This window comes from Streptomyces canus (assembly GCF_041435015.1).
Taxonomy (GTDB): domain Bacteria; phylum Actinomycetota; class Actinomycetes; order Streptomycetales; family Streptomycetaceae; genus Streptomyces; species Streptomyces canus_G.
Genome location: NZ_CP107989.1, coordinates 6,821,861 through 6,846,996, shown reverse-complemented (window position 1 = coordinate 6,846,996; position 25,136 = coordinate 6,821,861). Strand labels below are relative to the sequence as shown.

General features: G+C 70.7%; 18 protein-coding genes and 3 tRNA genes. 7 read left to right on the top strand and 14 right to left on the bottom strand.

Annotated elements, in window-relative coordinates; translation table 11 throughout:
• Nucleotides 1-24 precede the first annotated feature (24 nt).
• The 5 genes from OG841_RS31275 to OG841_RS31255 form a co-directional block, all read right to left on the bottom strand.
• A complete protein-coding gene (locus OG841_RS31275; protein ID WP_328638330.1) occupies nucleotides 25-1,293 on the bottom strand; it encodes a sensor histidine kinase in 1,269 nt (422 codons plus the stop codon).
• Nucleotides 1,284-1,937, bottom strand: coding sequence for a response regulator transcription factor (locus OG841_RS31270; protein ID WP_328638331.1), 654 nt, complete (start codon nucleotides 1,935-1,937; stop codon nucleotides 1,284-1,286). Before OG841_RS31270 ends, OG841_RS31275 begins: the two co-directional genes overlap by 10 nt.
• 833 nt (nucleotides 1,938-2,770) lie before the next feature.
• Nucleotides 2,771-2,844, bottom strand: a tRNA-Ile gene (locus tag OG841_RS31265).
• Between the two features lie 167 nt (nucleotides 2,845-3,011).
• A tRNA-Asn gene (locus tag OG841_RS31260) sits at nucleotides 3,012-3,084 on the bottom strand.
• A 6-nt stretch (nucleotides 3,085-3,090) separates the two neighbouring features.
• Nucleotides 3,091-3,163: transfer RNA gene (locus OG841_RS31255), tRNA-Asn, on the bottom strand.
• Nucleotides 3,164-3,321: 158 nt separating this feature from the next.
• On the opposite strand from OG841_RS31255, the gene OG841_RS31250 reads away from it, so the two are divergent.
• From OG841_RS31250 to OG841_RS31235, 4 genes are all read left to right on the top strand, one after another.
• Nucleotides 3,322-3,627 (top strand): YtxH domain-containing protein, encoded by a 306-nt coding sequence (locus OG841_RS31250; RefSeq protein ID WP_328638464.1) that lies wholly within the window; start codon nucleotides 3,322-3,324, stop codon nucleotides 3,625-3,627.
• Between the two features lie 141 nt (nucleotides 3,628-3,768).
• Nucleotides 3,769-5,211, top strand: coding sequence for a xylulokinase (locus OG841_RS31245; RefSeq protein WP_328638465.1), 1,443 nt, complete (start codon nucleotides 3,769-3,771; stop codon nucleotides 5,209-5,211).
• Nucleotides 5,212-5,380: 169 nt separating this feature from the next.
• Complete coding sequence (locus OG841_RS31240) at nucleotides 5,381-7,114, top strand: ABC transporter ATP-binding protein (protein ID WP_371567392.1); 1,734 nt, start codon at nucleotides 5,381-5,383, stop codon at nucleotides 7,112-7,114.
• Nucleotides 7,114-9,042 (top strand): ABC transporter ATP-binding protein, encoded by a 1,929-nt coding sequence (locus OG841_RS31235; protein WP_328638467.1) that lies wholly within the window; start codon nucleotides 7,114-7,116, stop codon nucleotides 9,040-9,042. Before OG841_RS31240 ends, OG841_RS31235 begins: the two co-directional genes overlap by 1 nt.
• Before the next feature lie 46 nt (nucleotides 9,043-9,088).
• Here the strand turns inward: OG841_RS31235 and OG841_RS31230 are convergent, their stop codons facing one another.
• The 5 genes from OG841_RS31230 to OG841_RS31210 all read right to left on the bottom strand — a co-directional run bounded on the left by OG841_RS31230 (nucleotide 9,089) and on the right by OG841_RS31210 (nucleotide 15,978).
• Nucleotides 9,089-10,378, bottom strand: coding sequence for an RNA polymerase sigma factor (locus OG841_RS31230; RefSeq protein ID WP_328638468.1), 1,290 nt, complete (start codon nucleotides 10,376-10,378; stop codon nucleotides 9,089-9,091).
• A gap of 149 nt (nucleotides 10,379-10,527) precedes the next feature.
• Nucleotides 10,528-12,435, bottom strand: a complete 1,908-nt coding sequence (gene dnaG / locus OG841_RS31225) for a DNA primase (protein WP_328638469.1) — start codon at nucleotides 12,433-12,435, stop codon at nucleotides 10,528-10,530.
• Nucleotides 12,436-12,464: 29 nt separating this feature from the next.
• Nucleotides 12,465-13,730 carry an NAD(P)/FAD-dependent oxidoreductase gene (locus tag OG841_RS31220; protein ID WP_328638470.1) on the bottom strand — a complete coding sequence of 422 codons (1,266 nt, stop codon included), beginning with the start codon at nucleotides 13,728-13,730 and terminating at the stop codon, nucleotides 12,465-12,467.
• A gap of 155 nt (nucleotides 13,731-13,885) precedes the next feature.
• A complete protein-coding gene (locus tag OG841_RS31215) occupies nucleotides 13,886-15,127 on the bottom strand; it encodes a deoxyguanosinetriphosphate triphosphohydrolase (RefSeq protein WP_328638471.1) in 1,242 nt (413 codons plus the stop codon).
• A 56-nt stretch (nucleotides 15,128-15,183) separates the two neighbouring features.
• Nucleotides 15,184-15,978, bottom strand: a complete 795-nt coding sequence (locus tag OG841_RS31210) for a sirohydrochlorin chelatase (RefSeq protein WP_328638472.1) — start codon at nucleotides 15,976-15,978, stop codon at nucleotides 15,184-15,186.
• A 211-nt stretch (nucleotides 15,979-16,189) separates the two neighbouring features.
• Here OG841_RS31210 and OG841_RS31205 point away from each other — a divergent pair, with 211 nt between their 5' ends.
• Nucleotides 16,190-16,879, top strand: coding sequence for a SanA/YdcF family protein (locus OG841_RS31205; protein ID WP_365115306.1), 690 nt, complete (start codon nucleotides 16,190-16,192; stop codon nucleotides 16,877-16,879).
• A gap of 55 nt (nucleotides 16,880-16,934) precedes the next feature.
• On the opposite strand, the gene OG841_RS31200 is transcribed toward OG841_RS31205, so the two are convergent.
• The 3 genes from OG841_RS31200 to OG841_RS31190 are packed head-to-tail and all read right to left on the bottom strand — an operon-like array spanning nucleotide 16,935 to nucleotide 20,479.
• The gene (locus OG841_RS31200) at nucleotides 16,935-17,702 is read right to left on the bottom strand and encodes an enoyl-CoA hydratase-related protein (RefSeq protein ID WP_328638474.1); all 768 of its coding nucleotides are present in this window, start codon (nucleotides 17,700-17,702) and stop codon (nucleotides 16,935-16,937) included.
• A gap of 12 nt (nucleotides 17,703-17,714) precedes the next feature.
• Complete coding sequence (locus OG841_RS31195) at nucleotides 17,715-18,962, bottom strand: hypothetical protein (RefSeq protein WP_328638475.1); 1,248 nt, start codon at nucleotides 18,960-18,962, stop codon at nucleotides 17,715-17,717.
• Nucleotides 18,959-20,479: an amino acid adenylation domain-containing protein gene (locus tag OG841_RS31190; RefSeq protein WP_371567387.1), complete on the bottom strand. Its 1,521-nt coding sequence runs from the start codon at nucleotides 20,477-20,479 to the stop codon at nucleotides 18,959-18,961. The genes OG841_RS31195 and OG841_RS31190 overlap by 4 nt, the downstream gene beginning before the upstream one ends.
• A 303-nt stretch (nucleotides 20,480-20,782) precedes the next feature.
• Between OG841_RS31190 and OG841_RS31185 the strand changes: the two genes are divergently transcribed.
• Entirely contained in the window at nucleotides 20,783-22,864 is a 2,082-nt protein-coding gene (locus OG841_RS31185) for a molybdopterin oxidoreductase family protein (RefSeq protein ID WP_371567385.1), read from the top strand.
• A gap of 1 nt (nucleotide 22,865) precedes the next feature.
• Here OG841_RS31185 and OG841_RS31180 read toward each other — a convergent pair whose 3' ends face one another.
• Complete coding sequence (locus OG841_RS31180; protein ID WP_371567383.1) at nucleotides 22,866-23,285, bottom strand: gamma-glutamylcyclotransferase family protein; 420 nt, start codon at nucleotides 23,283-23,285, stop codon at nucleotides 22,866-22,868.
• Between the two features lie 130 nt (nucleotides 23,286-23,415).
• Here OG841_RS31180 and OG841_RS31175 point away from each other — a divergent pair, with 130 nt between their 5' ends.
• Nucleotides 23,416-25,071 carry a M4 family metallopeptidase gene (locus OG841_RS31175; protein ID WP_328638479.1) on the top strand — a complete coding sequence of 552 codons (1,656 nt, stop codon included), beginning with the start codon at nucleotides 23,416-23,418 and terminating at the stop codon, nucleotides 25,069-25,071.
• The last annotated feature ends 65 nt before the right edge of the window (nucleotides 25,072-25,136 follow it).

The window sequence follows — 25,136 nt, the reverse complement described above, 5'->3', positions numbered from 1 at the left end:
GCGGGGAACCTGCAAGCAACCTGACTACGTGACCGCACGCACGGCCGGGAGCGTCACCTCGACATGACCGCGGCCGTCCGCGATCGCACGGACCTCCACACCGGCCGAGGCGGCGATACGCCGGACCACCGGCAACCCCAGCCCATAGCCATCGCCGCCGGTCACACCCGCCTCGAACACCCGCTCGACGTCCGCGGGATCGAACCCTGGGCCGTCGTCCAGGACATCGACCACGACGGCCGCACCCTGGTTGCGCGCGGTGATCCACACACCCGTCTTCGCATGCCGCAGGCCGTTCTCCAGCAGTGGTGACAGCAGCGACACGGCGACGTCGGGCGCCATGGCCACCTCGATCTTCGCGGGAAAGGCGACCTCGACCGCGCGACCGCCGATCGCCTGCCGCGCGGCGGAGCGCAGATCGCACCGGGTTCCCTCGTCCGTGCGGGCGCGCGCGGCGCGCAGAATCGTCGTGATCGCCGCGTCGAGGCGGTCGACCTCGCTCAGTACCGCCTCCGGCGGCACCGGCTCTCCGGACAGCTGAGCCAGCTGCGCCTCGCCCCGCAGCACCGTGAGCGGTGTCCGCAGCTCGTGGGCGATCTCGTCGGTGAGCCGGCGCTCGTCCGCCAACGCGTTGTCGACGCGCTCCAGGAGGCGGTCCAGCGTCTGTCCCAGTTCCCCGAACTCGTCGCGGGGGACCCCGAGGTTGAAGCGGCGCCCGGGTTCGTGATGGCCCCAGTCGTCGGCGAGGGCGGCCATTTCGTGCACGACCCGCAGCGCGCGGTGCACCACGAGATGCGCGACACCGCCGGCGAGGAGGATCGTGAGGCCGCCCAGGATCAACGACAAGGTCAGACTGCGCTGCTCGGACGTCTCATAAGGCGTGAGGTCCACCCGGACGACCACCATGACGTGGTGGCCGTCGACCGGGACCTGCCGCGCGTACAGGAGGGAGTCGCCGGCGGTCGCGGTCTGCGAACGCCTCGAGTCCACCAGCTCCTTGACACGCCTGACCACGCTCGCCGGTACGTTCCCGTCGATCAGGCGGCCGTCGACATACACCCAGGCGACCTCGTCCAACGCCTCACTGCCGTTCTCCGTGAGCACGACACGGCCGCCCTTGGCGGTGACGTTCGCCGCGACCGCCTCGGCGCGCGTACGGGCCAGATCGTGTGCGTCGGCGTCCGTCACCCTGCTCAGCAGCACATGCGAGACGACGACCAGGATGGCGACCACGGCGGTGGCGATCAGGACGGTGAGCGCGACGACGCTTCTGCGGAATCCCGTCATTGCCATCGGTAGCCCACGCCGCGGACCGTCGCCAGACGCCGGGCCACACCCAGCGGACCGAGCTTGGTCCGCAGCCGGCGCACATAGGAGTCGAGGGTGTTGTCGCTGACGTGTGCCCCGTGCGGCCAGCCGGCGGCGACGAGGGCGTGCCGACGTACCGCGTCGCCCTGCGAGGCGATCAGGCGGCCCAGTAGGCGGAACTCGGTCGGGGTCAGGCTCATGCTCACCGCATCGTAGGTCACCATGTGCTTCGCCGGATCGAGGAGAACCTCGTGCGATGCGGGCGCCACGGTGGCCCGGCGCAGCAGCGCCCGGACGCGGACCAGCAATTCCGGGATGTCGAAGGGTTTGGTCATGTAGTCGTCGGCGCCTGCCTCGAAGCCGCCCACCTTGTGGTGCAGACCGTCCAGGGCGGTGAGCATCAACACCGGCACGTCGACGCCGCGAGCCCTCAGAGCCAGGCAGACATCGCGGCCGTCTGCGTCCGGCAGCCCGAGATCCAGGACGAGCAGCTGGGGCACCGGTGCGAGCTGCCGCAGCAGGCTGTCTGCCGTGGGGGCGACGGAAACGGTGTGACCGTCGTGCTCCAGGGCACGCCTGAGGATGTCGCGAACCGCCGCGTCGTCTTCGCACACCAGGATGAAAGCCACGCGCTGACCCTAGATTCTCGCATCTCAATACTCCATCTGCCCGGCCAGGTACGTGACGCCGGGGGCGCGGCCGGCCGAGCCGCGGCGGGGCTCGCGGGAAGAGCGCAACGGGTGGCGTGGACCGGGTGGCACTGTCGTACGGAATGAGCGCCTACCGGGTCGGGAAACGCAGGCTGTACATCGGCGTCCGGCCGCACGGCGTCTCGATCCACGGGCGGGCCCCAGAACGTCTCGAGACCGACTGACCTCTACGGCGCGGCCGAGGCAACCAGCTCGACTGCACAGTCCTCCAGGTCGCCGTCGGTCTCGCGCACGCCGCGTCGTCGGCGTCAGCCGCGAACTCGCCCTGTGTGACGTGGCCGCGGCGTAGCGGCTCAAGGCCACGGCTCTCGCCTGCGCCGCCTCCGTGATGGGAGTCGTGGCCGTCCTGTCCGTGACGGTGCCCCGACTCGTGCCGGCTCCGCTGCACCTGCATTCCGGGCCGTTTCCAGTACGGGCCGTTTTCGCGCCCCAGCTCGGACCGCACCCCATTCGGGCCGACTCCGTACCCAGCCGCCGGCCCGGCAGAGCCGCCTACTCGAAGGTCCCCGGGCGGCACCTCTGAATCGTCGTGTCCAGCCAGCGTCCAGAATTTGACGTCCAGAGGCTCGCGCAGCCCACCCACGACACCATCCTCCAGCCGTGGGCTGATACGTCTGCGCAGGTCAAAGCGATCCCAACGCACACTGACGGCCACAGAGTTGAACTCACGAGCAGCGGATTCAGCCCCGCAGCCCAAAGTCCTGTATCCGCACCCCAGATGAGACGTTTCCGCAGGTCACAGACGTGCACGGTGGGGCGGGTGGGACTCGAACCCACGGCCGACGGATTATGAGTCCGCTGCTCTAACCGGCTGAGCTACCGCCCCATAGCGGCGTGTCGCGTACATGCGTGCGCGCCGTCTGCCGCAGCATAGCCGCTCATACGATCTCCTGCCTCGCAGGGGCGACTTCGCATGCCCTCGAGGACTACGCCGTGACCTGCACGGTTGCGGGGGACATGAAAAAGGACCCCATCGGGGTCCTCCTTCTCCTGCTCTCCCGACTGGACTCGAACCAGTAACCTGCCGGTTAACAGCCGGCTGCTCTGCCAATTGAGCTACGGAAGATCGAAGCTCCCCCGACTGGACTCGAACCAGTAACCTGCCGGTTAACAGCCGGCTGCTCTGCCAATTGAGCTACGGAGGATCGCCTCGTTTGCATCGAACGTACCTCCCTGGGTATTCGCCAGGGGGCGGGCGCTCGCTGCGACACATACATTAGCGCAAGCAGGGGGGTGCTCCGCCAATCGGTTCCCCCGACACCGACATCGCACCGGAGACCTACACAAGGGAAGGGTGGCCGCCATGCGCTACAAGCTCACGTTCGTGGTCGGACTGACTCTGGGTTACGTGCTGGGCACCCGTGCCGGGCGCGAGCGCTACGAACAGCTGAAGAAGTCCGCCCGCCAGGTTTCCCAGAACCCCGCCGTCCGCAACACCGCGGAGACGGCGGCCCAGCAGGGCCGCCAGTTCGCCGGCAAGGCCTACCACGCGGTCAGCGACAAGGTCGGCGACCGGGTGCCGGAGTCCGTGACCCAGCGGGTGCGCTCGCTCCGGGACCGCAACACGAACGGTGCGCCGGACGACGACTGGGGCACCAGCAGCACGTGACGCCGACCGTGACGCACACCACCCACAGGCTCAGGGCGGTGCCGGTCCGCGGCTCCGCCATGAGGTGCGCGCGGTCACGGCGGTTCCGCGTCGGCGAATCCGTGCGCGCCGGCACGACGCTACGCCCATAGAATTTGCGCCATGGGGATAGTCGCCGGGTTGGACAGCTCACCCGATTTCACTCGCATCGTCGTCTGCGACGCAGACACCGGTGCCGTGCTCAAGCAGGGGTACGCCGCGCACCCGGTGGAAGGCGGCGGCCGCGCATCCGACGTCGATCCCCAGGCGTGGCTCCTCTCCCTCGGTGAAGCCGCCGGCGGCGGTCTCCTCGAGGGTGTGCAGGCCATCGGCGTGTCGTCGCAGCAGAACGCCGTCGTACCCCTCGACGCCCAGGGCAACACCGTCCGTCCCGCCATGGTCGGCGGCGACAAGCGCGCGCAGGTCGCCGCGGCCGACCTCGTCGACGCGCTCGGCGGGCGCGAGGCCTGGGCCCAGGCGGTGGGATGTGTGCCGCAGGCGGCCCAGCCCGTCACCAAGCTGCGCTGGCTGAACAAGACCGAGCCCGACGCCGCCCTGCGCACCGCCGTGCTCCTCCAGGCGCACGACTGGCTGGTGTGGCAGCTCCTCGGGCGGCCGGTCAGAAGGACCACCGACCGCGGCGGCGCCTCCGGCACCGGCTACTGGTCCGCGGCCACCGGCGCCTACCGCGCCGACCTGGTCGAACTGGCCCTCGGCCACCAGGCGATGCTCCCCGAGGTGATCGGACCCTCGGACGCGGCCGGTACCACCCCGGAGGGGCTGCTGATCTCCGCCGGGACCGGTGAGACCATGGCCGCCGCCTTCGGCCTCGGGATCGGGCTCGGCGACGCCGTGGTGTCGCTGGGCGCGTCCGGGTCCGTGATGGCCGTGCACCCCGAGGCCCTCGTCGACAACGGCGGGATGATCACCTCGCTGGCCGACGCGACCGGCATGCACCTGCCCGTCGTCACCACCCTGAACGCCGTACGGACCCTGCGCGGGGCCGCCGAGATGCTCGGGCTGAACGACCTGGAGAGCCTGTCCGAGCTGGCGATGAAGTCGACGCCGGGCGCCCACGGCCTCGTACTGCTGCCCTATCTGGAGGGGGAGCGGACGCCGAACCTGCCGCACACCGCGGGGACACTGAGCGGGCTGCGGCGGGAGTCGATGAAGCCGGAGCATCTGGCGCGGGCCGCGTTCGAGGGCATGCTGTGCGGGCTCGCCGACGCGCTCGACGTGCTGCGCGGCCGGGGTGTCGAGGTGCGGCGGGTGTTCCTGCTGGGGGCCGCCGCCGAACTGTCCGCCGTACAGGCCGCCGCGCCCGCGCTGTTCGGCGCGCAGGTCGTCGTGCCGCAGCCGGCGGACTACGCGGCGATCGGTGCCGCCCGGCAGGCGGCCTGGGCGCTCGGGGTCTCGCAGGGCACGCTCGATCCGCGCACCCCGCCGATGTGGCAGGGCCCGGCCGCGCAGGTCCTGGAGCCCGGCGAGGAGTTGGCGGTGGGGCAGGCGGTGCGGCAGCAGTACGTGTCGGTGCGGGAGCAGACATACCCGGGGGCGTTCCGGTAGGCAAGTGGCGGAACGTAAGAGTCCGGTAGGAGTCCGGGCCCTTGAGGGCCCGTAAGGCCGTACGAAGCACTGCTGTCGGCTTAATCGGTTGAGGTAACACGGGTGGGGTGTCCGACGATAGGGGCCAGGGGCAACCACTCGCCCCGTCGCCGACTCCGAGAGACGTAGCGTGCTCATACGACTTCTACGGACCTATCTCAGGCCCTACAAGAAACCCATCACCCTCCTGGTGCTGCTGCAGTTCCTGCAGACCTGCGCCACCCTCTACCTGCCCACGCTGAACGCGGACATCATCGACAACGGCGTGGTGAACGGCGACACCGGCTACATCCTGAGCTTCGGCGCTCTGATGATCGGCATCTCGCTGGCGCAGGTGGTGTGCAACATCGGGGCCGTGTTCTACGGGGCCCGGACCGCCGCCGCGCTCGGCCGGGACCTGCGGGCGGCGGTCTTCGACCGGGTGCAGTCGTTCTCGGCGCGCGAGGTCGGCCAGTTCGGTGCGCCCACGCTGATCACCCGTACGACCAATGACGTGCAGCAGGTCCAGATGCTGGCCCTGATGACGTTCACCCTGTTGGTGTCGGCGCCCATCATGTGCGTGGGCGGCATCGTGCTGGCGCTCGGCCTGGACGTACCGCTGTCCGGGGTGCTGGTGGCCGTGGTGCCGACGCTGGGCATCTGCGTGACGTTGATCGTACGGCGGCTGCGGCCCCTGTTCCGGTCCATGCAGGTGCGTCTCGACACGGTGAACCGGGTGCTGCGCGAGCAGATCACCGGCAACCGGGTCATCCGGGCGTTCGTGCGCGACACGTACGAGGAGGACCGTTTCCGGAGGGCGAACAGCGACCTGACGGAGATGTCCCTCAAGACCGGCAACCTGCTCGCGCTGATGTTCCCCGTGGTCATGACGACGGTGAACCTGTCCTCGATCGCGGTGGTGTGGTTCGGGGCGCACCGGATCGACAGCGGTGGGATGCAGATCGGTGATCTGACCGCGTTCCTCGCCTATCTGATGCAGATCGTCATGTCCGTGATGATGGCCACCTTCATGTTCATGATGGTGCCGCGCGCGGAGGTGTGCGCCGAGCGCGTCCAGGAGGTCCTCGACACCTCCTCCAGCGTGGTGCCTCCCCTGTCGCCCGTCCGCGAGCTGCGACGGCACGGGCATCTGGAGATCCGGGGCGCGGGCTTCCGCTACCCGGGCGCCGAGGAGCCGGTGCTCAAGGCGATCGACCTGGTGGCCCGGCCCGGCGAGGTGACCGCCGTGATCGGCTCGACCGGCAGCGGCAAGTCCACGCTGCTCGGGCTCGTCCCCCGGCTGTTCGACGTGACCGACGGCGAGGTGCTCGTCGACGGGGTGGCCGTCGCCGAGATCGACCCCGTGCTGCTGGCCAAGACCGTCGGGCTCGTGCCGCAGAAGCCGTATCTCTTCGCGGGCACGGTCGCCACGAACCTTCGCTACGGCAATCCCGACGCCACGGACGAGGAGCTGTGGCACGCGCTGGCGGTGGCGCAGGCCAAGGACTTCGTCTCCGGGCTGGAGAACGGCCTCGACTCCCCCATCGCGCAGGGCGGCACCAACGTCTCCGGTGGTCAGCGGCAGCGGCTCGCCATCGCGCGCACGCTCGTGCAGCGGCCGGAGATCTACCTCTTCGACGACTCCTTCTCCGCCCTCGACTACGCGACCGACGCGGCCCTTCGCGCGGCGCTCGCCGAGGAGACCTCGGAGGCGACCGTCGTGATCGTCGCGCAGCGGGTGGCCACCATCCGCGACGCCGACCGGATCGTCGTCCTCGACGAGGGCCGGGTCGTCGGCACCGGCACCCACCGCGAGCTGATGGCGGACAACGAGACCTACCGGGAGATCGTGCTCTCCCAGCTCACGGAAGCGGAGGCTGCCTGATGGCCGGGCCCATGGGGCGCATGATGGCGGGCGGCGGTCCCGAGAACCGGTCGATCGACTTCAAGGTGTCCGGCAGGCGGCTGCTCGCCCAGTTCAAGCCGGAGCGGCTGACCCTCTACGCGATGCTGTTCTGCGTCGTGCTGAGCGTCGGCCTGAACGTGGTCGGGCCGAAGATCCTCGGCCAGGCCACCGACCTGGTCTTCGCGGGCATCGTCGGACGGCAGATGCCCGCCGGCGCCAGCAAGGAGCAGGTCCTCGCGTCGATGCGGGAACGCGGCGACGGTCAGGTCGCCGACATGCTCCGCAGCACCGACTTCACGCCCGGCGAGGGCATCGACTTCACCGCCGTAGGACATGTGCTGCTGTTCGCCGTCGGGGTGTTCCTCGTCGCGGGGCTGCTGATGGCGGTGGCGACCCGGCTGGTCAACCGGACCGTCAACCGCACGATGTTCCGGATGCGCGAGGACGTGCAGACGAAGCTGTCGCGGCTGCCGCTGTCGTACTTCGACAAGCGTCAGCGCGGCGAGGTGCTGTCCCGGGCCACGAACGACATCGACAACATCGGGCAGACCCTCCAGCAGTCGATGGGCCAGCTCATCAACTCGCTGCTCACCATCATCGGTGTGCTCGCGATGATGTTCTGGGTGTCCTGGCTGCTGGCCCTGGTCGCGCTGGTCACCGTGCCGCTGTCGTTCGTCGTCGCCACGCGCGTGGGCAAGCGCTCGCAGCCGCACTTCGTGCAGCAGTGGCGCACCACGGGCAAGCTCAACGCCCACATCGAGGAGATGTACACCGGGCACAACCTGGTGAAGGTGTTCGGCCGCCAGGACGAGTCGGCCGCGCAGTTCGCCGAGCAGAACGACGCGCTGTACGAGGCCGGGTTCAAGGCGCAGTTCAACAGCGGGGTCATGCAGCCGCTGATGATGTTCGTCTCGAACATCAACTACGTGCTGGTGGCGGTCGTGGGCGGGCTGCGGGTCGCGTCCGGCGCGCTGTCCATCGGCGATGTGCAGGCCTTCATCCAGTACTCCCGGCAGTTCTCGATGCCGCTCACGCAGGTCGCGTCGATGGCGAACCTCGTGCAGTCGGGTGTCGCCTCGGCCGAGCGGGTCTTCGAGCTCTTGGACGCGGAGGAGCAGGAGGCGGACCCGGTGTCGAGCGCGAGGCCCGAGGAACTGCGCGGGCGGGTCGCTCTGGAGCATGTCTCCTTCCGCTACGACCCCGAGAAGCCGCTCATCGAGGACCTCTCGCTGAAGGTCGAACCCGGACACACGGTCGCGATCGTCGGGCCGACGGGAGCCGGAAAGACCACCCTGGTCAACCTCCTCATGCGGTTCTACGACGTCTCGGGCGGCCGGATCACGCTCGACGGCGTGGACATCGCCCGCATGTCCCGGGACGACCTGCGCGCCGGGATCGGCATGGTGCTCCAGGACACCTGGCTGTTCGGCGGCACGATCGCGGAGAACATCGCGTACGGGGCCTCGCGGGAGGTCACTCCGGGCGAGATCGAGGAGGCGGCCCGGGCGGCCCACGCGGACCGGTTCATCCGGACCCTCCCCGACGGCTACGACACCGTGATCGACGACGAGGGCAGCGGGGTGAGCGCGGGTGAGAAGCAGCTCATCACCATTGCCCGGGCGTTCCTTTCGGACCCGGTGATCCTGGTGCTGGACGAGGCGACGTCTTCGGTGGACACCCGTACGGAGGTCCTGATCCAGAAGGCGATGGCGAAACTGGCGCACGGCCGCACGTCGTTCGTCATCGCCCACCGCCTCTCGACGATCCGGGACGCGGACACGATCCTGGTGATGGAGAACGGCTCGATCGTCGAACAGGGCACCCACACCGACCTGTTGGAGGCGGACGGGGCCTACGCACGGCTGTACAAGGCGCAGTTCGCGCAGGCGGTGGCCGAGGTGGACTAGCGGGAAGGGGCCGTTGGGAAGCGGCCCCGTTCCCCGTCCGGTTTCCTCAGTCCAGATAGCCCCGAAGCTGATCCGCGAAGGCATGGTCGCGGAGCTTGTTGAGCGTCTTGGACTCGATCTGGCGTATCCGTTCCCGGGTGACGCCGAAGATGCGGCCGATCTCCTCCAGCGTGCGGGGGCGGCCGTCGGCCAGGCCGTACCGGAGTTGGACGACCTTGCGCTCACGTTCGCCCAGGGTCGACAGCACCGCCTCCAGATGTTCCCTGAGGAGCAGGAACGCCGCCGACTCGACCGGGGAGGCGGCGTCGCCGTCCTCGATGAGGTCGCCGAGGGCCACGTCGTCCTCCTCGCCGACCGGCGCGTGCAACGACACCGGTTCCTGGGCCAGGCGCAGGACCTCGCTGACGCGCTCGGGGGCGAGGTCGAGGTGGGTCGCGACCTCTTCCGGGGTCGGTTCGTAGCCGCGTTCCTGGAGCATGCGGCGTTGGACGCGGACGACCCGGTTGATCAACTCGACGACGTGGACCGGGACGCGGATCGTCCGGGCCTGGTCGGCGAGGGCCCGGGACATGGCCTGGCGGATCCACCAGGTGGCATAGGTGGAGAACTTGTAGCCGCGGGCGTAGTCGAACTTCTCGACCGCCCGGATCAGGCCCAGGTTTCCTTCCTGGACCAGGTCGAGCATGGTCAGGCCGCGGCCGACGTACCGTTTCGCGACGGACACGACGAGACGCAGGTTCGCCTCGATGAGGCGGCGCTTGGCCATGCGGCCCAGCACGACCAGGCGGTCCAGGTCGAGCGCCAACTGGCTGTCCAGGTCGGGGGCGTTGCTCAGTTTCTCCTCGGCGAACAGGCCGGCCTCGACCCGGCGGGCGAGGTCGACCTCCTCGGCCGCGGTGAGCAGCGGGATACGGCCGATCTCCCGCAGGTACTGGCGGAACAGGTCCGAGGACGGGCCGCCGGTGTCGACGCGGCCGCGGGGCGGCTCGGGCGGTTCGACCGGCTCGGTCTCCACGTTCTCGAGGGCTTCCGCGGGCGGGGGGTCCGGCTCCGCCTCGGGGTGGTGCGCGACACGGCTCTGCGGGGGCACCGCGACGAGGACGTCGGGCTCGGCGTCCTGCTCTGTCGTGTCGTCCGTACCGTTCTCGGTCTGTGTCAGGGTCTGGGTCTGCACGGGGGCGACCTCCAGGATGATCGCTGCCAAGGAGTGCGGCAGCGGTACTTCGGGAGCGGAGTCGGCGGCCTCGCCGCTGTCCGTCCCGTACGCGATGAGCGGAACCGCGGGGGTCAGGGACCCGCTGGGGGCGGATCGGCCGCGCTCCGAGGACTCAGGCACCGGAACCCAGTGTGGAGTACGACACACAGCCGCCACGAGGGGCGTGCGGGGACTTTTTGAGTCCGGTCCGTGACCGCGTGGTTACTTTGCCTTACGAGTAGGCGGGGCGACGGCCCCCAAACCACTTGAAAGGCGTACGGGAACCGGCGCTAGAGAGCGGCCGCGCCCTGCTCCCGCAGTGCCTGGCCGTACTGCTGGAGTACCCACACCTCGTTCTGTACGGCGGCCAGGTGGGCCGGGTCGCCGCCGGAGCCGAGGCGGATCAGGGTGCCCTGGATCTCCTGGATGCGGCGGTCGACGGCACGGCGGCGGACCGTGACCAGCTGATCGCCCGCGTAGTTCTCGTCGACCGTCTTGCGCATGATCGCCTCGACGGCCAGCTCCGTGACCATGGCGCGGACCGCGTCGTCGGGGGCGGCCTCGCGGACCCGGACGAGGTAGTCCTGGGAGTCCTGGACGCCGTACTCCGCGCCGCCCGCGTCCATGATGGCCTGGCGTACGGCCGCGTAGGGCGGGGCGGTGAACTCGTCGATGCCGTACGCGTCGAAGGCCGGGGAGACCAGCTCGGGGCGCTGCAGGGCGAGTTTGAGGAGCTCGCGCTCGGTGGCGTAGACGGGGTTGCGCAGGGTGAGGGCGGGGCCGGAGACGGCGGGGCGGTGTGCTCCGTCGTACGACGGCTGCTGCGGGCCGCGTCCCGACGGGGCCGGGCCCTTGCCGCCGCGGTCGCGGGCCCATCGGGCCAGCTGGGCCACCCGCTTGACCACGAACTGGGTGTCGAGGATGCCGAGCATGCCGGCGAGCTGCACGGCGACCTCGTGCTGGGCGCCGCTGTTCTTGATGCGGGCGACGATCGGGGCGGCCTCGTCGAGGGCGGCGGCGCGGCCGGCGGGGGTGTCGAGGTCGTAGCGGACGACGATCTGGCGCAGTGCGAACTCGAAGAGCGGGGTGCGGGGTTCGGCCAGGTCGGCGACCGCCTCGTCGCCCTTGGCGAGGCGCAGCTCGCAGGGGTCCATGCCGTCCGGCGCGATCGCGATGTAGGTCTCGGCGGCGAACTTCTGGTCGTCCTCGAAGGCGCGCAGAGCCGCCTTCTGGCCGGCCGCGTCGCCGTCGAAGGTGAAGATCACGCGGGCCGATCCGTTGTCCATCAGCAGTCGGCGCAGGATCTTGATGTGGTCGCCGCCGAAGGCCGTGCCGCAGGTCGCGATCGCGGTCGTCACGCCGGCGAGGTGACAGGCCATGACGTCCGTGTAGCCCTCGACGACGACCGCGCGGGACGCCTTGGCGATGTCCTTCTTCGCGAGGTCGATGCCGTAGAGGACCTGGGACTTCCTGTAGATCGCCGTGTCGGGCGTGTTGAGGTACTTCGGGCCGTTGTCCGCCTCGTAGAGCTTGCGCGCGCCGAAGCCGACGACGTCTCCGCCGATGTCGCGGATGGGCCACATCAGCCGGCCGCGGAAGCGGTCGATGGGGCCGCGGCGGCCCTCCTGGGAGAGACCGGAGAGCAGGAGCTCCTTGTCGCTGAAGCCCTTGCCGCGCAGGAAGCGGGTGAGGTGGTCCCAGCCCTGGGGGCTGTAGCCGACGGAGAAGTGCGCGGCGGCGGCCTGGTCGAAGCCGCGCTCGGCGAGGAACTGACGGCCGGTGTCGGCCTCCGGACCGGTGGCCAGCTGCTCCATGTACCAGTCGGCGGCGATCTTGTGCGCCTCGACCAGGCGGATGCGCTCGCCGCGCTGGTGGGAGGGGTTGTAGCCGCCCTCCTCGTACCGCAGGGTGATGCCGGCCTGGGCGGCCAGACGCTCGACCGACTCGGAGAACGTGAGGTGGTCGACCTTCATCACGAACGTGATGGTGTCGCCGCCCTCCTGGCAGCCGAAGCAGTGGAAGAGACCCTTGCTCGGACTGACCTGGAAGGACGGCGACTTCTCGTCGTGGAAGGGGCACAGGCCCTTGAGGTTGCCACCGCCCGCGTTGCGCAGCTGGAGGTACTCGGACACCACGGCGTCGATCGGGACCGCGTCCCGTACCGCCTTCACGTCCTCGTCGTTGATCCGTCCTGCCACGCGTGAAGTCTACGGGGAGGTACTGACACCTACGGGACGAGGCTGACGAGGGGAACGTGCGGGTCCGCCAGCGCCTCCGTGTCCACCTGAGCCCTGGATCGGATCAGTCCCTGGATCGGCTCTGTGACGTCCCACACGTTGACGTTCATGCCGGCCAGCACACGGCCCTGCTTCACCCAGAAGGCGATGAACTCCCGCTTCCCGGCGTCTCCCCGGATCACCACTTCGTCGTACGAGCCGGGGGGTGCCCAGCCGCTGTACTCCATTCCGAGGTCGTACTGGTCGGAGAAGAAGTAGGGCACCCGGTCGTACGTCACCTGGCGGCCCAGCATCGCTCGCGCCGCCGCGGGGCCGCCGTTGAGCGCGTTGGCCCAGTGCTCGACGCGCAGCCGGTCGCCGAAGAGGGCGTGGTGGAAGGAGGCCACGTCGCCCGCCGCGTAGATGTCCGGGTCGGACGTGCGCAGTTGCTCGTCCACGGCGACGCCGCCGCCGTGCGCCCGGTCCGCCAGTTCGAGCCCGGCCGCCTCCGCGAGAGCGACGCGCGGGGCCGCGCCGACCGCCGCGAGGACGTCGTGCGCGGGATGCTCCTCGCCGTCGTCGGTACGGGCCGCGAGGACCATGCCGTCCTGCCCGACGATCTCCGTCAGTCTCGCGCCGAAGTGGAAGCGGACACCGCGCTCGCGGTGCAGCTCGGCGAAGAGGTTGCCGAGCTCGGGGCCGAGGGCGCCGTGCAGCGGGGTCGGATGGTGTTCGACGACGGTGACCTCGGCGCCGTACTCCCGGGCCGCCGCCGCGACCTCCAGGCCGATCCAGCCGGCGCCGGCGATCACGAGGTGGCCGTTGTCCCGGCCCAGGGCGGCCAGGACGCCCTTGAGACGCTCGGCGTGGGCGAGGCGGCGCAGATGATGGACGCCCGCGAGGTCGGTCCCCGGGATGTCCAGCCGGCGCGGCTCCGCGCCCGTTGCCAGCAGCAGCTTGTCGTAGCGGACGACGGTGCCGTCCTCGCCGAAGCGGACCGTCTTCGCCGTACGGTCGATGGCGTCCACGGTCTCGCCGAGGTGCAGCTCGATGTCGTTGCGCGCATACCAGGCGGGTTCGTGGACGAAGACGCTGTCGCGCTCCTCCTTGCCGAGGAGGTAGCCCTTGGAGAGCGGCGGGCGCTCGTAGGGGTGGTCGCGTTCGTCGCAGATCAGTATCACGCGGCCGGTGAAGCCCTCCGTGCGGAGCGTCTCGGCCGCCTTCGCGCCGGCGAGACCTCCTCCGACGATGACAAATGTCTGATCCGCGTCGACCACTTGATGCCTCCTCGTAAGGGTGCCGCCACATGGGAGCGTCCCGCACGGAGTGTGATGGGGGAAGAGGGAGTGGCCCGATCAGGCCACGGAGGGTCACATTCGGTCTCGATTCATGTCACTCCCGTCTCCTCCACACAACTTGTGTCCCGCAAGCATCACAGGTGTCCCGTGAGACGGGCGTGAAGCGAACGGGCGGACGCGTCGGTGAGGGACGCGATCTGGTCGACGATCACCCGCTTGCGCGCACGGTCGTCGGGCGCGTCGTCGAACAGCGCGCGGAACTGGGGCTCGAGGCCGTCCGGGGCGCGGACGGTGAGCACCTCGGCCAGTTCGGCGACGACGATCCGCTGGTCGGCCCGCAGCCGCTCCTGCTCGGCGCGCTGCATGACGTACCGGTCGGCGACGGCCTTGAGGACCGCGCACTCCAGGCGGGCCTCGTGCGGTACGACGAGTTCGGCGTCGTATCTCGTGAGTCTCCCGGTGCCGTACCGCTCGCGTGTCGCGGCCTCTGCGGACAGGCAGAAGCGGCCGATGAGCTGGCTGGTGGCGTCCTTGAGGCGGGCCTGCGCGACGGCCGAACCGTCGTAGCCGTGCGGCCACCAGGGCTGGTCCTGGAGGCGGTCGAGGGCTTCCGCGAGCTCCGCCGGGTCGGTGTCCGCGGGGACGTACCGGCCGAGGGCCACCTCGAAGACGGCCCGGCGTTCCGGTTCGGCGTGCAGGTAGTTGGGGTCGATGTGGCCCGCGTGCAGACCGTCCTCGACGTCGTGGACCGAGTAGGCGACGTCGTCGGCCCAGTCCATCACCTGGGCCTCGAAGGTGGTGCGGGAGCCCGGGGCGTCCTTGCGGATCCAGTCGAAGACGGGCCGGTCGTCCTCGTAGACGCCGAACTTCCGGGAGGAGTGCGCTCCGCGGGGCCAGGGGTACTTGGTGGCGGCGTCGAGGGTGGCTCGGGTGAGGTTCAGTCCCACCGAACCCTCGTCGGTGAAGCGTTTGGGTTCGATGCGGGTCAGGAGCCTGAGGGACTGGGCGTTGCCCTCGAAGCCGCCGCAGTCGTCGGCGAACTCGTTCAGCGCCTGTTCGCCGTTGTGGCCGAACGGGGGGTGGCCGAGGTCGTGGGCCAGACAGGCGGCCTCGACCAGGTCCGGGTCACAGCCGAGGGCCGCACCGAGCTCACGGCCGACCTGGGCGCATTCCAGGGAGTGGGTGAGCCGGGTGCGGGGGCTGGCGTCCCAGGCGTGGCTGCGGGTTCCTGGTGTGACGACCTGTGTCTTGCCGGCGAGCCTTCTGAGCGCGGCGGAGTGGAGGATGCGGGCGCGGTCGCGCTGGAAGGCGGTGCGGCCGGGGCGCTTGTCGGGTTCTGAGGCCCAACGTTCGGTTGACTGCAGGTCGTACGGCATGTCTCGACAGTACGGGCAGGGACTGACAATTCGCCTGTACGTCTGCCGAGTGCCGGTTATACGGCGAGTGCGGGCAGTTCGTGGCTGGTCTCGCCCCTTCGGCCGGCGACCTGGTCGTAGCGGTGCAGGATCAGGTCGGCCATCGCCGGGTGCGTGCCCAAGGGGGCCGACGCCATCCACGGAGCCTTCTCTGCGCATTGCGTGGCGAACAGGCCCGGGGCCGTGAAGTACGACGCCACCGCCACCCTGTGGCGGCCCCGTGCCGTCAGTGCCCGGACCGCCGTTTCGACCGTGGGAGTTGCCGCGGAGGCGTAGGCCGGGACCACCGGGACGCCCAGGCGGTCCGACAGGAGGTGAGCCGTGCGGCGGGTGTCCACGGCCGAGTCGGGGTCGCGGGAGCCCGCCGCCGCGAGGACCACCGCGCCGGTACGGCGGGTCTCCTCGTCCGCGCTCCAGCCCGCCTCGATCAGGCGAGCGTGCAGGGTCTCCACGAGCAGCGGGTGCGGGCCCAGCGGGGCGGCCACGCGTGTGCGTGCCGCGGAGGCCGCCGCCATCTCCGGGATGTCCCGCTTCACGTGGTAGCCGCGGCTGAGCAACAGCGGGACCAGGACGGCCTCCGCCGTACCCAGGGACGCCAGCGTGTCCGGCAGCAGGGGTTCGTTCAGCTCGATGTGGCCCAGGTGCACCGGCAGGCCGGGGCGCTGCTCGCGGACCTGGTCCAGGAGCCTGTGGACCGTGTTCAGCGTGCGCGGGTCGCGGCTGCCGTGGGCCACCAGGACGAGCGCGGGCGGCTCGGGGCGGCGCCTGTCGTCGAGGGAGACGAGGCCGGGCTGGCTGCTGATCCGGTTCATGGAACGATGGTGACGGCCTGAGGTTGCCACCCCGTTTCACGGCAATAACGCGTGCTTTCCGACGGTTCACCATGCGGGGCGTGGGGGTGTGAGGCGGCGTGACCTGCGCATTCTCGTCCGGCAGTGAGGCTGGTCACGCACCGGCGGGCGAACCGATCGGCCTGACGGTACGTCTCTCGTTGGCGAAGGGCCGACCGGGGAGGGACCGTCCATGCGACTGCCGAGGGTGCGCAGACCACGCCTGCCACGCACGCGTGCCGGGCGGCGCAGGCTCGTGCAGGCCGTGATGGCGGGGTGTGTGCTCGCGCTGCTGCCGTCGACGTGGATGTACGTCGTGACGGGCGACCGGCTGCGGACGACGGCCGACGTGCCGCGCACCGAGGTGGCCGTCGTCTTCGGCGCCGGGCTGTGGGACGGCGAGCCGTCGCCGTATCTCGCGCACCGGCTCGACGCGGCGGCGAAGCTGTACCGGGAGAACCGGATCGAGGTCGTCCTCGTCACCGGCGACAACAGCCGCGAGGACTACGACGAGCCCGACGCCATGCGCGCGTACCTGACCCGGCACGGCGTTCCGGACACGCGGATCGTCAGCGACTACGCCGGCTTCGACACCTGGGACTCCTGCGTCCGCGCCAGGAAGATCTTCGGCGTCCACAACGCGGTGCTGATCAGCCAGGGCTTCCACATCCGGCGCGCGGTCGCGCTCTGCCAGGCGGCGGGTGTCTCGTCGTACGGCATCGGTGTCGACGCCCAGCACGACGCCACCTGGTACTACGGCGGCACCCGGGAGCTCTTCGCGGCGGGCAAGGCGGCTGTGGACGTGGTGCTCCGGCCGGATCCGCGGTTCCTGGGGCCGAAGGAGCCGGGAGTGACGGACGCGCTGGCCTCGGCCCGCCACTGAGGCCGCTGAGGTGACCCGGGAGGCGGGGCACAGCGCCCCGCCCCCGGGCGCGCCGTCACCGGCCGGTGAAGCGCGGGGCGCGTTTCTCGAGGAACGCGGTCATGCCCTCCTTCTGGTCGGCCGTCGCGAACAGGGCGTGGAAGACCCGGCGTTCGAAGCGGATGCCGTCGCGCAGGCCGGTCTCCAGGGCCTGGTGCACGCACTCACGGGCCGCCCTGACCGCCGTACGCCCGTACGAGGCGATCGTCGCGGCCGCCTCCAGGGCCTCCGGCAGGACCCGGTCGTCCGGTACGACCCGGGAGACGAGACCGCAGCGTCCCGCCTCCCGCGCGTCCATCGTGCGGCCGGTGAGGACCAGGTCCATCGCCTTCGCGTGGCCGACCAGGCGGGTCAGGCGCTGGGTGCCGCCGATGCCCGGGATCACGCCCAGCTTGATCTCCGGCTGTCCGAAGACGGCCGACTCCCCCGCGATGACGAGGTCGCACATCATCGCCAGTTCGCAGCCTCCGCCCAGCGCATGGCCGTTGACGGCGGCGATCTTCGGGGTGCGCAGGTCCGCGAACTCCTCCCACGCGGCGAAGTAGTCCTCTGCCGCCATGTCCACGGCCGATTTCCCGGCCATCTCCTTGATGTCGGCTCCCGCCGCGAAGACGCGTTCCGAGCCGGTGACGACGTAGCAGCCGACCTCGGGGTCCTGGTCCAACGGGCGCAGCACGTCGAGGAGTTCGGACAGCAACTCGGAGCTGAGCGCGTTGCGGACGTGCGGGCGGTGCAGACGTACGGTCACGACCCCGCCGTGCCGTTCGAGCTTCAGGTTGTTCATCGACGTCCCTTTCTAGGAGTCCCAGATCGCGCCGTACGCCGGGATCCCCCGCCGTTCCAGGCCGTGCACCACCTGCCAGGTCAGCCTCTTGTTGGAGATGCAGATGACCGCCTCGGCGCCGAAGTCCCGGTAGGCCTCGTACGCGAGGCGCACCATGTCGGGCTTGCCGCGCCGTGAGGTGTCCCAGACCAGGGCGTGCGGCTGGACGGCGAGGATCTCGTCGACGAGGGCGTCGCCGTAGGTGGTGCGGGGGTCGCGGGTCGCCCAGACCAGGCGGGAGGGGACCTCGGCGGCGAGGAGGTGGGGCAGGCAGGGGCCGATGCCGCTGCCGGTCGCCACGTAGACCACCTTCGTGAACAGGGTCTCGATGTTGGCGACTCCGGCCGTGGTGATGCCCTTCACCCAGACCTTCGCCGGCAGGTCGTCGATGAAGGCGCCCGTCCAGTCGCCGGCCCGGGAGATGGTGAGCCGGAAGCCGGGCTCGCCGGGTGCGGGGACGTTGGCGAAGGAGTGCCATTCCCTCAGCGGGCTGCGGCTGATCGCGGTGGAGGAGCCCGCGAAGGGGGTCTCGCCGTGGTCGAAGCGGGCCAGCACGACGTGGGAGGAGGGGCGTTCGAGGCGTACGGCCACCTTGCGCAGCCGTAACCAGGGCAGCGCCACGCTGAAGGTGACCAGTGCGAGCACCGCCAGTGACGCCGGTCCGGCGGACGACAGCAGGGTGTGCGTCCAGAACAGGGCGAGGGCGGTCCAGCCGCCGAAGCGGTGGATCTTCTCGAAGTGGTCGTGGTGGCGGGAGCGGAAGGGGGGCAGGGCGGTGGCGATGATGACTGCGAGAAGTGACAGCAGGGTCCAGCCGACCGCCATCAGGGGGCCGTTGGGCGCCGTGACCGTCAGCGCCAGGAACCAGGCCGTCCCGGCCAGTGCTCCGCCGACGTGCAGTCCGCCGAAGTGGTAGACCTTCCCGAGCGTCCAGCGGATCTTCAGCGGCCAGGTCGTCCGGGGCCAGGTGGCCAGCCGGAAGAGGAAGTTGACGACGTACTGCTGGCGGACGATCACGGCGAGGGCGAGGTTGGCGAGCGCCGCGTGGCCGAGGGTCCGTGTCGACAGGGGCCAAGCCGCCCACAGGAAGGCCAGGTTGGCCGCGATCACCAGTCCGGCCAGCCGGTTGTAGTGCATCAGCCGCGGGTGCTTCAGGAGCCGCCTCGCCGCGGAGGTGAGGGGCGGGAGGTCGGTCGTCTCGCGCACGGGTGCGGTCGTCATCGGGCCACCGCCAAGCGCTCGTCGGCCATCCGCAACAGGGCCTGTTTGTCGATCTTGCCGCGGTCGGTCTCCGGTAGGTGCGTCAGGGCCATGACACTCTCGGGCACGCAGTAGTAGGGCAACGCCTCCGCCACCGCCCGCCTCGCCGCGCCGGGGTCCACGTCCGCCGGGCAGACGAACGACACCAGGGTGCGGGCGTCCCGCTTCAGGGTCACCGCGCGGGCGCAGCCCTCGACCGATTCCAGCACCGAGGACACGGAGTCGAGTTCGACCCGGAAGCCGCGGACCTTGACCTGGTCGTCGGTGCGGCCGAGGTGCTCGAGCTCGCCGTCGGGGGTCCAGCGGCCGAGGTCGCGGGTGCGGAACATGCGGTGGTCGCCGCCGAGGAAGGGGTCGGGGGCGTAGCGCTCGGCGTTCAGCGCGGGGTTGTCCAGGTAGCCCGCCGAGACGCCGTCGCCGCCCGCCCACATCTCGCCGACCGCGCCGATGGGCAGCGGACGACGGTCGGCGTCCAGGACGTAGACCGTGTTGTTGGGGGTGGGGCGGCCGATGGTCAGCAGGGGGGCCGCCGGGTCATGGCGGCTCATCGTGTTGACGATGGTCGTCTCGGTCGGGCCGCAGCAGTTGTAGAAGGCGGCCTGGCGGGCCCAGCGGTCGGCGAGGGGGCGCGGGCAGGGCTCACCGGCGACGGCGACCGTGCGGACGCGCGGGCAGGCGGCCGGGTCGATGCCGGACAGGACGGTCGGGGTGGCGATCAGGACGTCGGCCGTGCGGGCCGTCGCGGTGATGTCCCGGCCGCGGATGACGAGGGTGCCGCCGTGGGTGAGGCAGCCGAGGATCTCCCAGGCCGCCATGTCGAAGGCCACGTTGAGCAGGTGGGCCACGCGGGCGCCGGGGCGGATGCCGAGGCCGCCGGGTTCGGTGAGGAGGATGCCCGCGACGTTGCGGTGGGTGACCTTCACACCGTTGGGGCGGCCGGTGGTGCCGGAGGTGAACAGGACGTAGCAGCCGTCGTCGGGGCGCACGGTCGGCGGGGGCGCGCTCGACGGCTCGTACGGCAGCGGTTCGTCGAGGGTGATCACGTGGGGGCCCCGCGGGACGCGGGCCGCGTGCTCGGCGAGGGCCAGGACGATCCGGGTGCGGGCGGTGCGGATCACGTGGGCGAGCTGGGCCGGGGGCGCGAGGCCGATGTCCTGCGGGACGTAGGCGGCGCCCGCCTTCAGGATGCCGAGCAGGCCGACGAGCATCGGGATGGATCGGCGTACGAAGAGTCCGACGTGGTCGCCGGGCCGTACGCCCTCGCGGATCAGACGGGTGGCGAGGGCGTCGGCGTACCGGTCGAGCTCGCCGTAGGTGATCGTCGCGCCGGCGTGCTCGGCGGCCACGGCGCGCGGGGTGGCGGCCGCGTGGCGCTCGACGGCGCGGTGGACGAACGGGTCGGGGACGGAGACGGCGGGACCGTGGCCGTAGACCCGGAAGAGGTACCGGTCACGGGGGGCTAAATGGCGCAGAGGCATGCTGGGGGAACCTCCTGGCTGGCTTCTCGCATGGACGGTTTGCCTGGCGCCAAGCTGGATCCGCGCTCGACTGTAGCCGCGGTTTTTCAACTCTCAACGATGCGAGATCGGCCAAGCACGCAACGGAATGCGCCATATGTGGCGTCTTTCACATCGCAGGCAACTTCCGTCCCGCCCTGCGACGACTCTCAGGTGGACGAGTGTGCGCCTCACCGCTTCCGGGTGCCGATCGGGAGGTCGCCGTCTTGGCCGCGTAACACGGAGCCGTCCCCGGCGTAACACGGCCGAAGCACGCTGAAGGGCATGCAGAACTCCGTGACGCCCACGCACTGCCCGTACTGCGCCCTGCAGTGCGGCATGAACCTGACCCCCGCTCCGGACGGGACCGTCGAGGTGAGCGAGCGCGCGGACTTCCCGGTGAACCGGGGGGCGCTGTGCGGCAAGGGCCGTACGGCACCCGCCGTGCTCTCGTCCCGGGTGCGCCTGACCTCCCCGTTGGTGCGCTCCGGGGGCACACTCGTGCCCGCCGGCTGGGACGAGGCACTGGACCGGATCGCCGAGGGGCTGTCCCGCACGCGCGCGGAGCATGGTCCGGACGCGTGCGGGGTCTTCGGCGGGGGCGGCCTGACGAACGAGAAGGCGTACACGCTGGGCAAGTTCGCGCGGGTCGTCCTCGGCACCTCGCAGATCGACTACAACGGGCGTTTCTGCATGTCGTCCGCGGCGGCCGGCGGCATGAAGGCCTTCGGCCTGGACCGGGGGCTGCCCTTCCCGCTGGAGGACATCCCGAAGTCCGGCTGTGTGATCCTCGTCGGCTCGAACCTCGCCGAGACCATGCCGCCGTCCCTGCGGTTCTTCACCGAACTGAGGGAGAACGGCGGCACGTTGATCGTCATCGACCCTCGCCGCACCAAGACCGCCGAACAGGCCGACCTGCATCTGATGCCCCGGCCGGGAACGGACCTCGCGCTGGCGCTCGGTCTGCTGCACCTGGTAGTCGCCGAGGGGCTGGTCGACGAGGAGTACGTCCGTGAGCGCACGGCCGGCTGGGAGGACGCGCGGGCCGCTGCGATGGCCCACTGGCCGGAGTACGTGGAGCGGATCACCGGCGTTCCGGTGCCCCAGCTCCGGGAGACCGTACGGCTGTTCTGCGAGCCCGAGTCCGCGATGGTGCTCACCGCGCGCGGGCCCGAGCAGCAGTCCAAGGGCACCGACACGGTGAGCGCGTGGATCAACCTGTGCCTGGCGACCGGGCGGGCAGGGCGGCCGTTCAGCGGCTACGGCTGTCTGACCGGGCAGGGCAACGGACAGGGCGGGCGCGAACACGGCCAGAAGGCCGACCAGTTGCCCGGCTACCGCAAGCTGGACGACCCGGCGGCACGGGCGTATGTCGCCGGGGTGTGGGGCGTGGACCCCGACTCGCTCCCCGGACCGGGGCGCAGCGCCTACGAGTTGCTCGACGCGCTCGGCACGGACATCAAGTCGCTGCTGTTGATGGGCTCCAACCCGGTGGTGTCGGCGCCGCACGCCGCGCACATCGAGGAGCGCATCAAGTCCCTGGACTTCCTTGCCGTCTGTGACGTCGTGCTCTCGGAGACGGCCGCCCTCGCGGACGTGGTCCTGCCGGTCACGCAGTGGGCCGAGGAGACGGGCACGACGACCAATCTGGAGGGGCGGGTGCTGCTGCGCCGGCAGGCGATCACGCCGCCGGACGGCATCCGCAGCGACCTGGAGGTCATGCACGAGCTCGCCGACCGCCTCGGGGTGGAGAAGGGCTTCCCGACCGACGCCGAGGAGGTCTTCGAGGAGCTGCGCCGGGCCAGCGCGGGCGGCCCTGCCGACTACTCCGGGATCACCTACCGGCGGCTGGCGGAGGAGAACGGGGTGTTCTGGCCGTGTCCGACGGAGGACACGGTGGTGCACCCCGGCACCCCGCGCCTCTTCCTGGACCGCTTCGCCACCCCGGACGGCCGGGCCCGCTTCGTCCCCGTCTCGCACCGGGCGATCGCGGAGGAGCCCGACGAGGAGTACCCGGTGCTGCTGACGACGGGCCGGGTCGTGGCGCAGTACCAGTCCGGGGCGCAGACCCGCCGGGTGGACGAGCTGAACGCCGCCGCGCCGGGGCCGTTCGTGGAGCTGCACCCGCGGCTCGCGGAGCGGCTGGGGGCGGCCGAGGGCGACCCGGTCGCCGTGGTCTCGCGGCGCGGACGGGCCGTGGCACCGGCCCGCATCACGCTCGGCATCCGCCCGGACACCGTCTTCATGCCCTTCCACTGGTACGGCGAGGGCCGCGCCAACACCCTCACCAACCCGGCACTGGACCCGACGTCACGAATGCCGGAGTTCAAGGCGTGCGCGGTGCGGTTGGAGACGGTCGAGCGGTAGGTCACCCGAGCAGCCAGTCGCCACTCTCGATGAGCTCGCCGCGGGCGCGCAGGCGGATGGCGACGGGGGGTGCCGCCACATAGACCCAGGCGCGCACGGGCGTGCCGTCGGCCGTGCGGATCACCTCGCGGGCGACCCGTTCGTACAGGTTGCCCGGGTCTCCTGGGCGGTACTCCTCCAACTCGTCGAGCACGGCGAGCAGTTCGGCGTAGGCATCGGCCCGCGGGGTGACGAGTTCCCCCGCGACCGTCCCCCCGGCCCCCTCGACGGCGTACGGGTAGCCGGGACCGTCGTAGAGCAGCGCACCCGTGAGTCGGCCCGGCTCCTCGGAGCGGATGCGGCCGCACAGGAAGAGGTCGTGGTTGGCCTCGCCGGGGCGGAGGGTGCCGTAGACGAAGAACGGGAGTCTCGCAGGGGTCACAGAAACGATTCTCTCCCCTCACAAACCTGCACGTGACGCGGTATGGACACGGCTTGTCATGACCTCTTAAATCTTGGTCAACGTCCGCGCCACCCCCACGCGCCGCGTTGGCGCCTTTCAGAGGAGACCGATGAGTCGGATACGGCCGTACGTCCGAGGTGCCCGTTCCCGCCGTCTCGCCACCGCCGGAGTCGCCGCCACCGCCGCCACCCTGCTGGCCGCCGCCCTCTCCCCCGCCGCCGGTGCGGCCGACAGGCCGACCAGGGCCACCGCGCTCGAGAACGCCGCCTCCGTCCTGGCCGACCGGGCCTCGGCGCTGGGCCTCACCTCCGCCCAGGACACGAAGGTCCGTGACGTGATCGTCGACGCCGACGGCACCCAGCACGTCCGCTACGACCGCACTTACCGCCAACTGCCCGTACTGGGCGGCGACTTCGTGGTCCACCTGACGCCCGGCGGGGCGTACAAGAGCTCCTCGCGCGCCACGAAGAGCGCGATATCCCTCTCCGACGTCACCCCGGTCCTGTCCGCGCCGAAGGCGGCCGACCTCGCGGCGAACGCCCTCAAGGCCGCCAACCTCGGCGAGACACTGAAGAAGCTGACCGCCAAGCCGCAGCTGGTCGTCGACGCCCTGCACGGGGCGCCGAAGCTGGCCTGGCAGACGAACGCCGCCGCACAGGACGCCCTCGGCAACCCGGTGGCGCGGACGGTACTGACGGACGCGCGGACGGGTGCGCAGATCGACGCGTGGGACAGCATCGAGCAGGCGGCCGGCGACGGCAAGTCGCTGTACAGCGGGACGGTTTCGCTGCAGACGACACAGTCGGGGTCGACGTACCAGCTGAAGGACGCGACCCGCGGGAACACCTACACCGGCGACGCGGCCAACAAGACCGACCTGTGCTTCCTGAACATCTGCATCAGCCGGGCGCCCGCGACCCTGTTCACCGACGCCGACAACCACTGGGGCACGGGGGCGACTTCGGACCGGGCCACGGCGGCGGTGGACGCGCAGTACGGCACCGACGTCACCTGGGACTACTACAAGAACGTCCACGGCAGGAACGGCATCGGCGGGGACGGCAAGGGCTCCTACAACCGCGTCCACTACGGCACGAACTACAACAACGCCTTCTGGGACGACAGTTGCTTCTGCATGACGTACGGCGACGGTGACGGGACCCAGCTCGGCCCGCTGGTGTCACTGGACGTGGCGGGCCACGAGATGTCCCACGGCGTGACCTCGAAGACGGCGGCGCTGACGTACTCGGGCGAGTCCGGCGGACTCAACGAGGCGACCTCCGACATCTTCGGCACCCTGGTGGAGTTCTACGCGGGCAACTCCTCGGACACCGGCGACTATCTGATCGGCGAGAAGATCGTCCGCTCCGGCTTCGGCCGCGACGCCCTGCGCTACATGGACAAGCCCTCCAAGGACGGCAGCTCCGCCGACTCCTGGAGCAGTTCGGTCGGCAACCTCGACGTCCACTATTCCTCAGGGGTCGCGAACCACTTCGCGTATCTGCTGGCGGAGGGCAGCGGCGCCAAGACGATCAACGGCGTCAGCTACAACTCCCCCACCTCCAACGGCTCCACGGTCACCGGGATCGGCCGCGACAAGCTGGGCGCCATCTGGTACCGGGCGCTGACGGTCTACATGACGTCCTCGACGAACTACGCGGGGGCGCGGACGGCCACCCTGAACGCGGCGAAGGACCTGTACGGCGCGGGCAGTACGGAGTACAACGCGGTGGCGGCGGCCTGGAGCGCGGTGAACGTGAACTGAGAGCTCTCGCGTGTGACACGGCCGTCCCGGGATCCGGGGCGGCCGTACCCGTGGGAGGAGGAGGG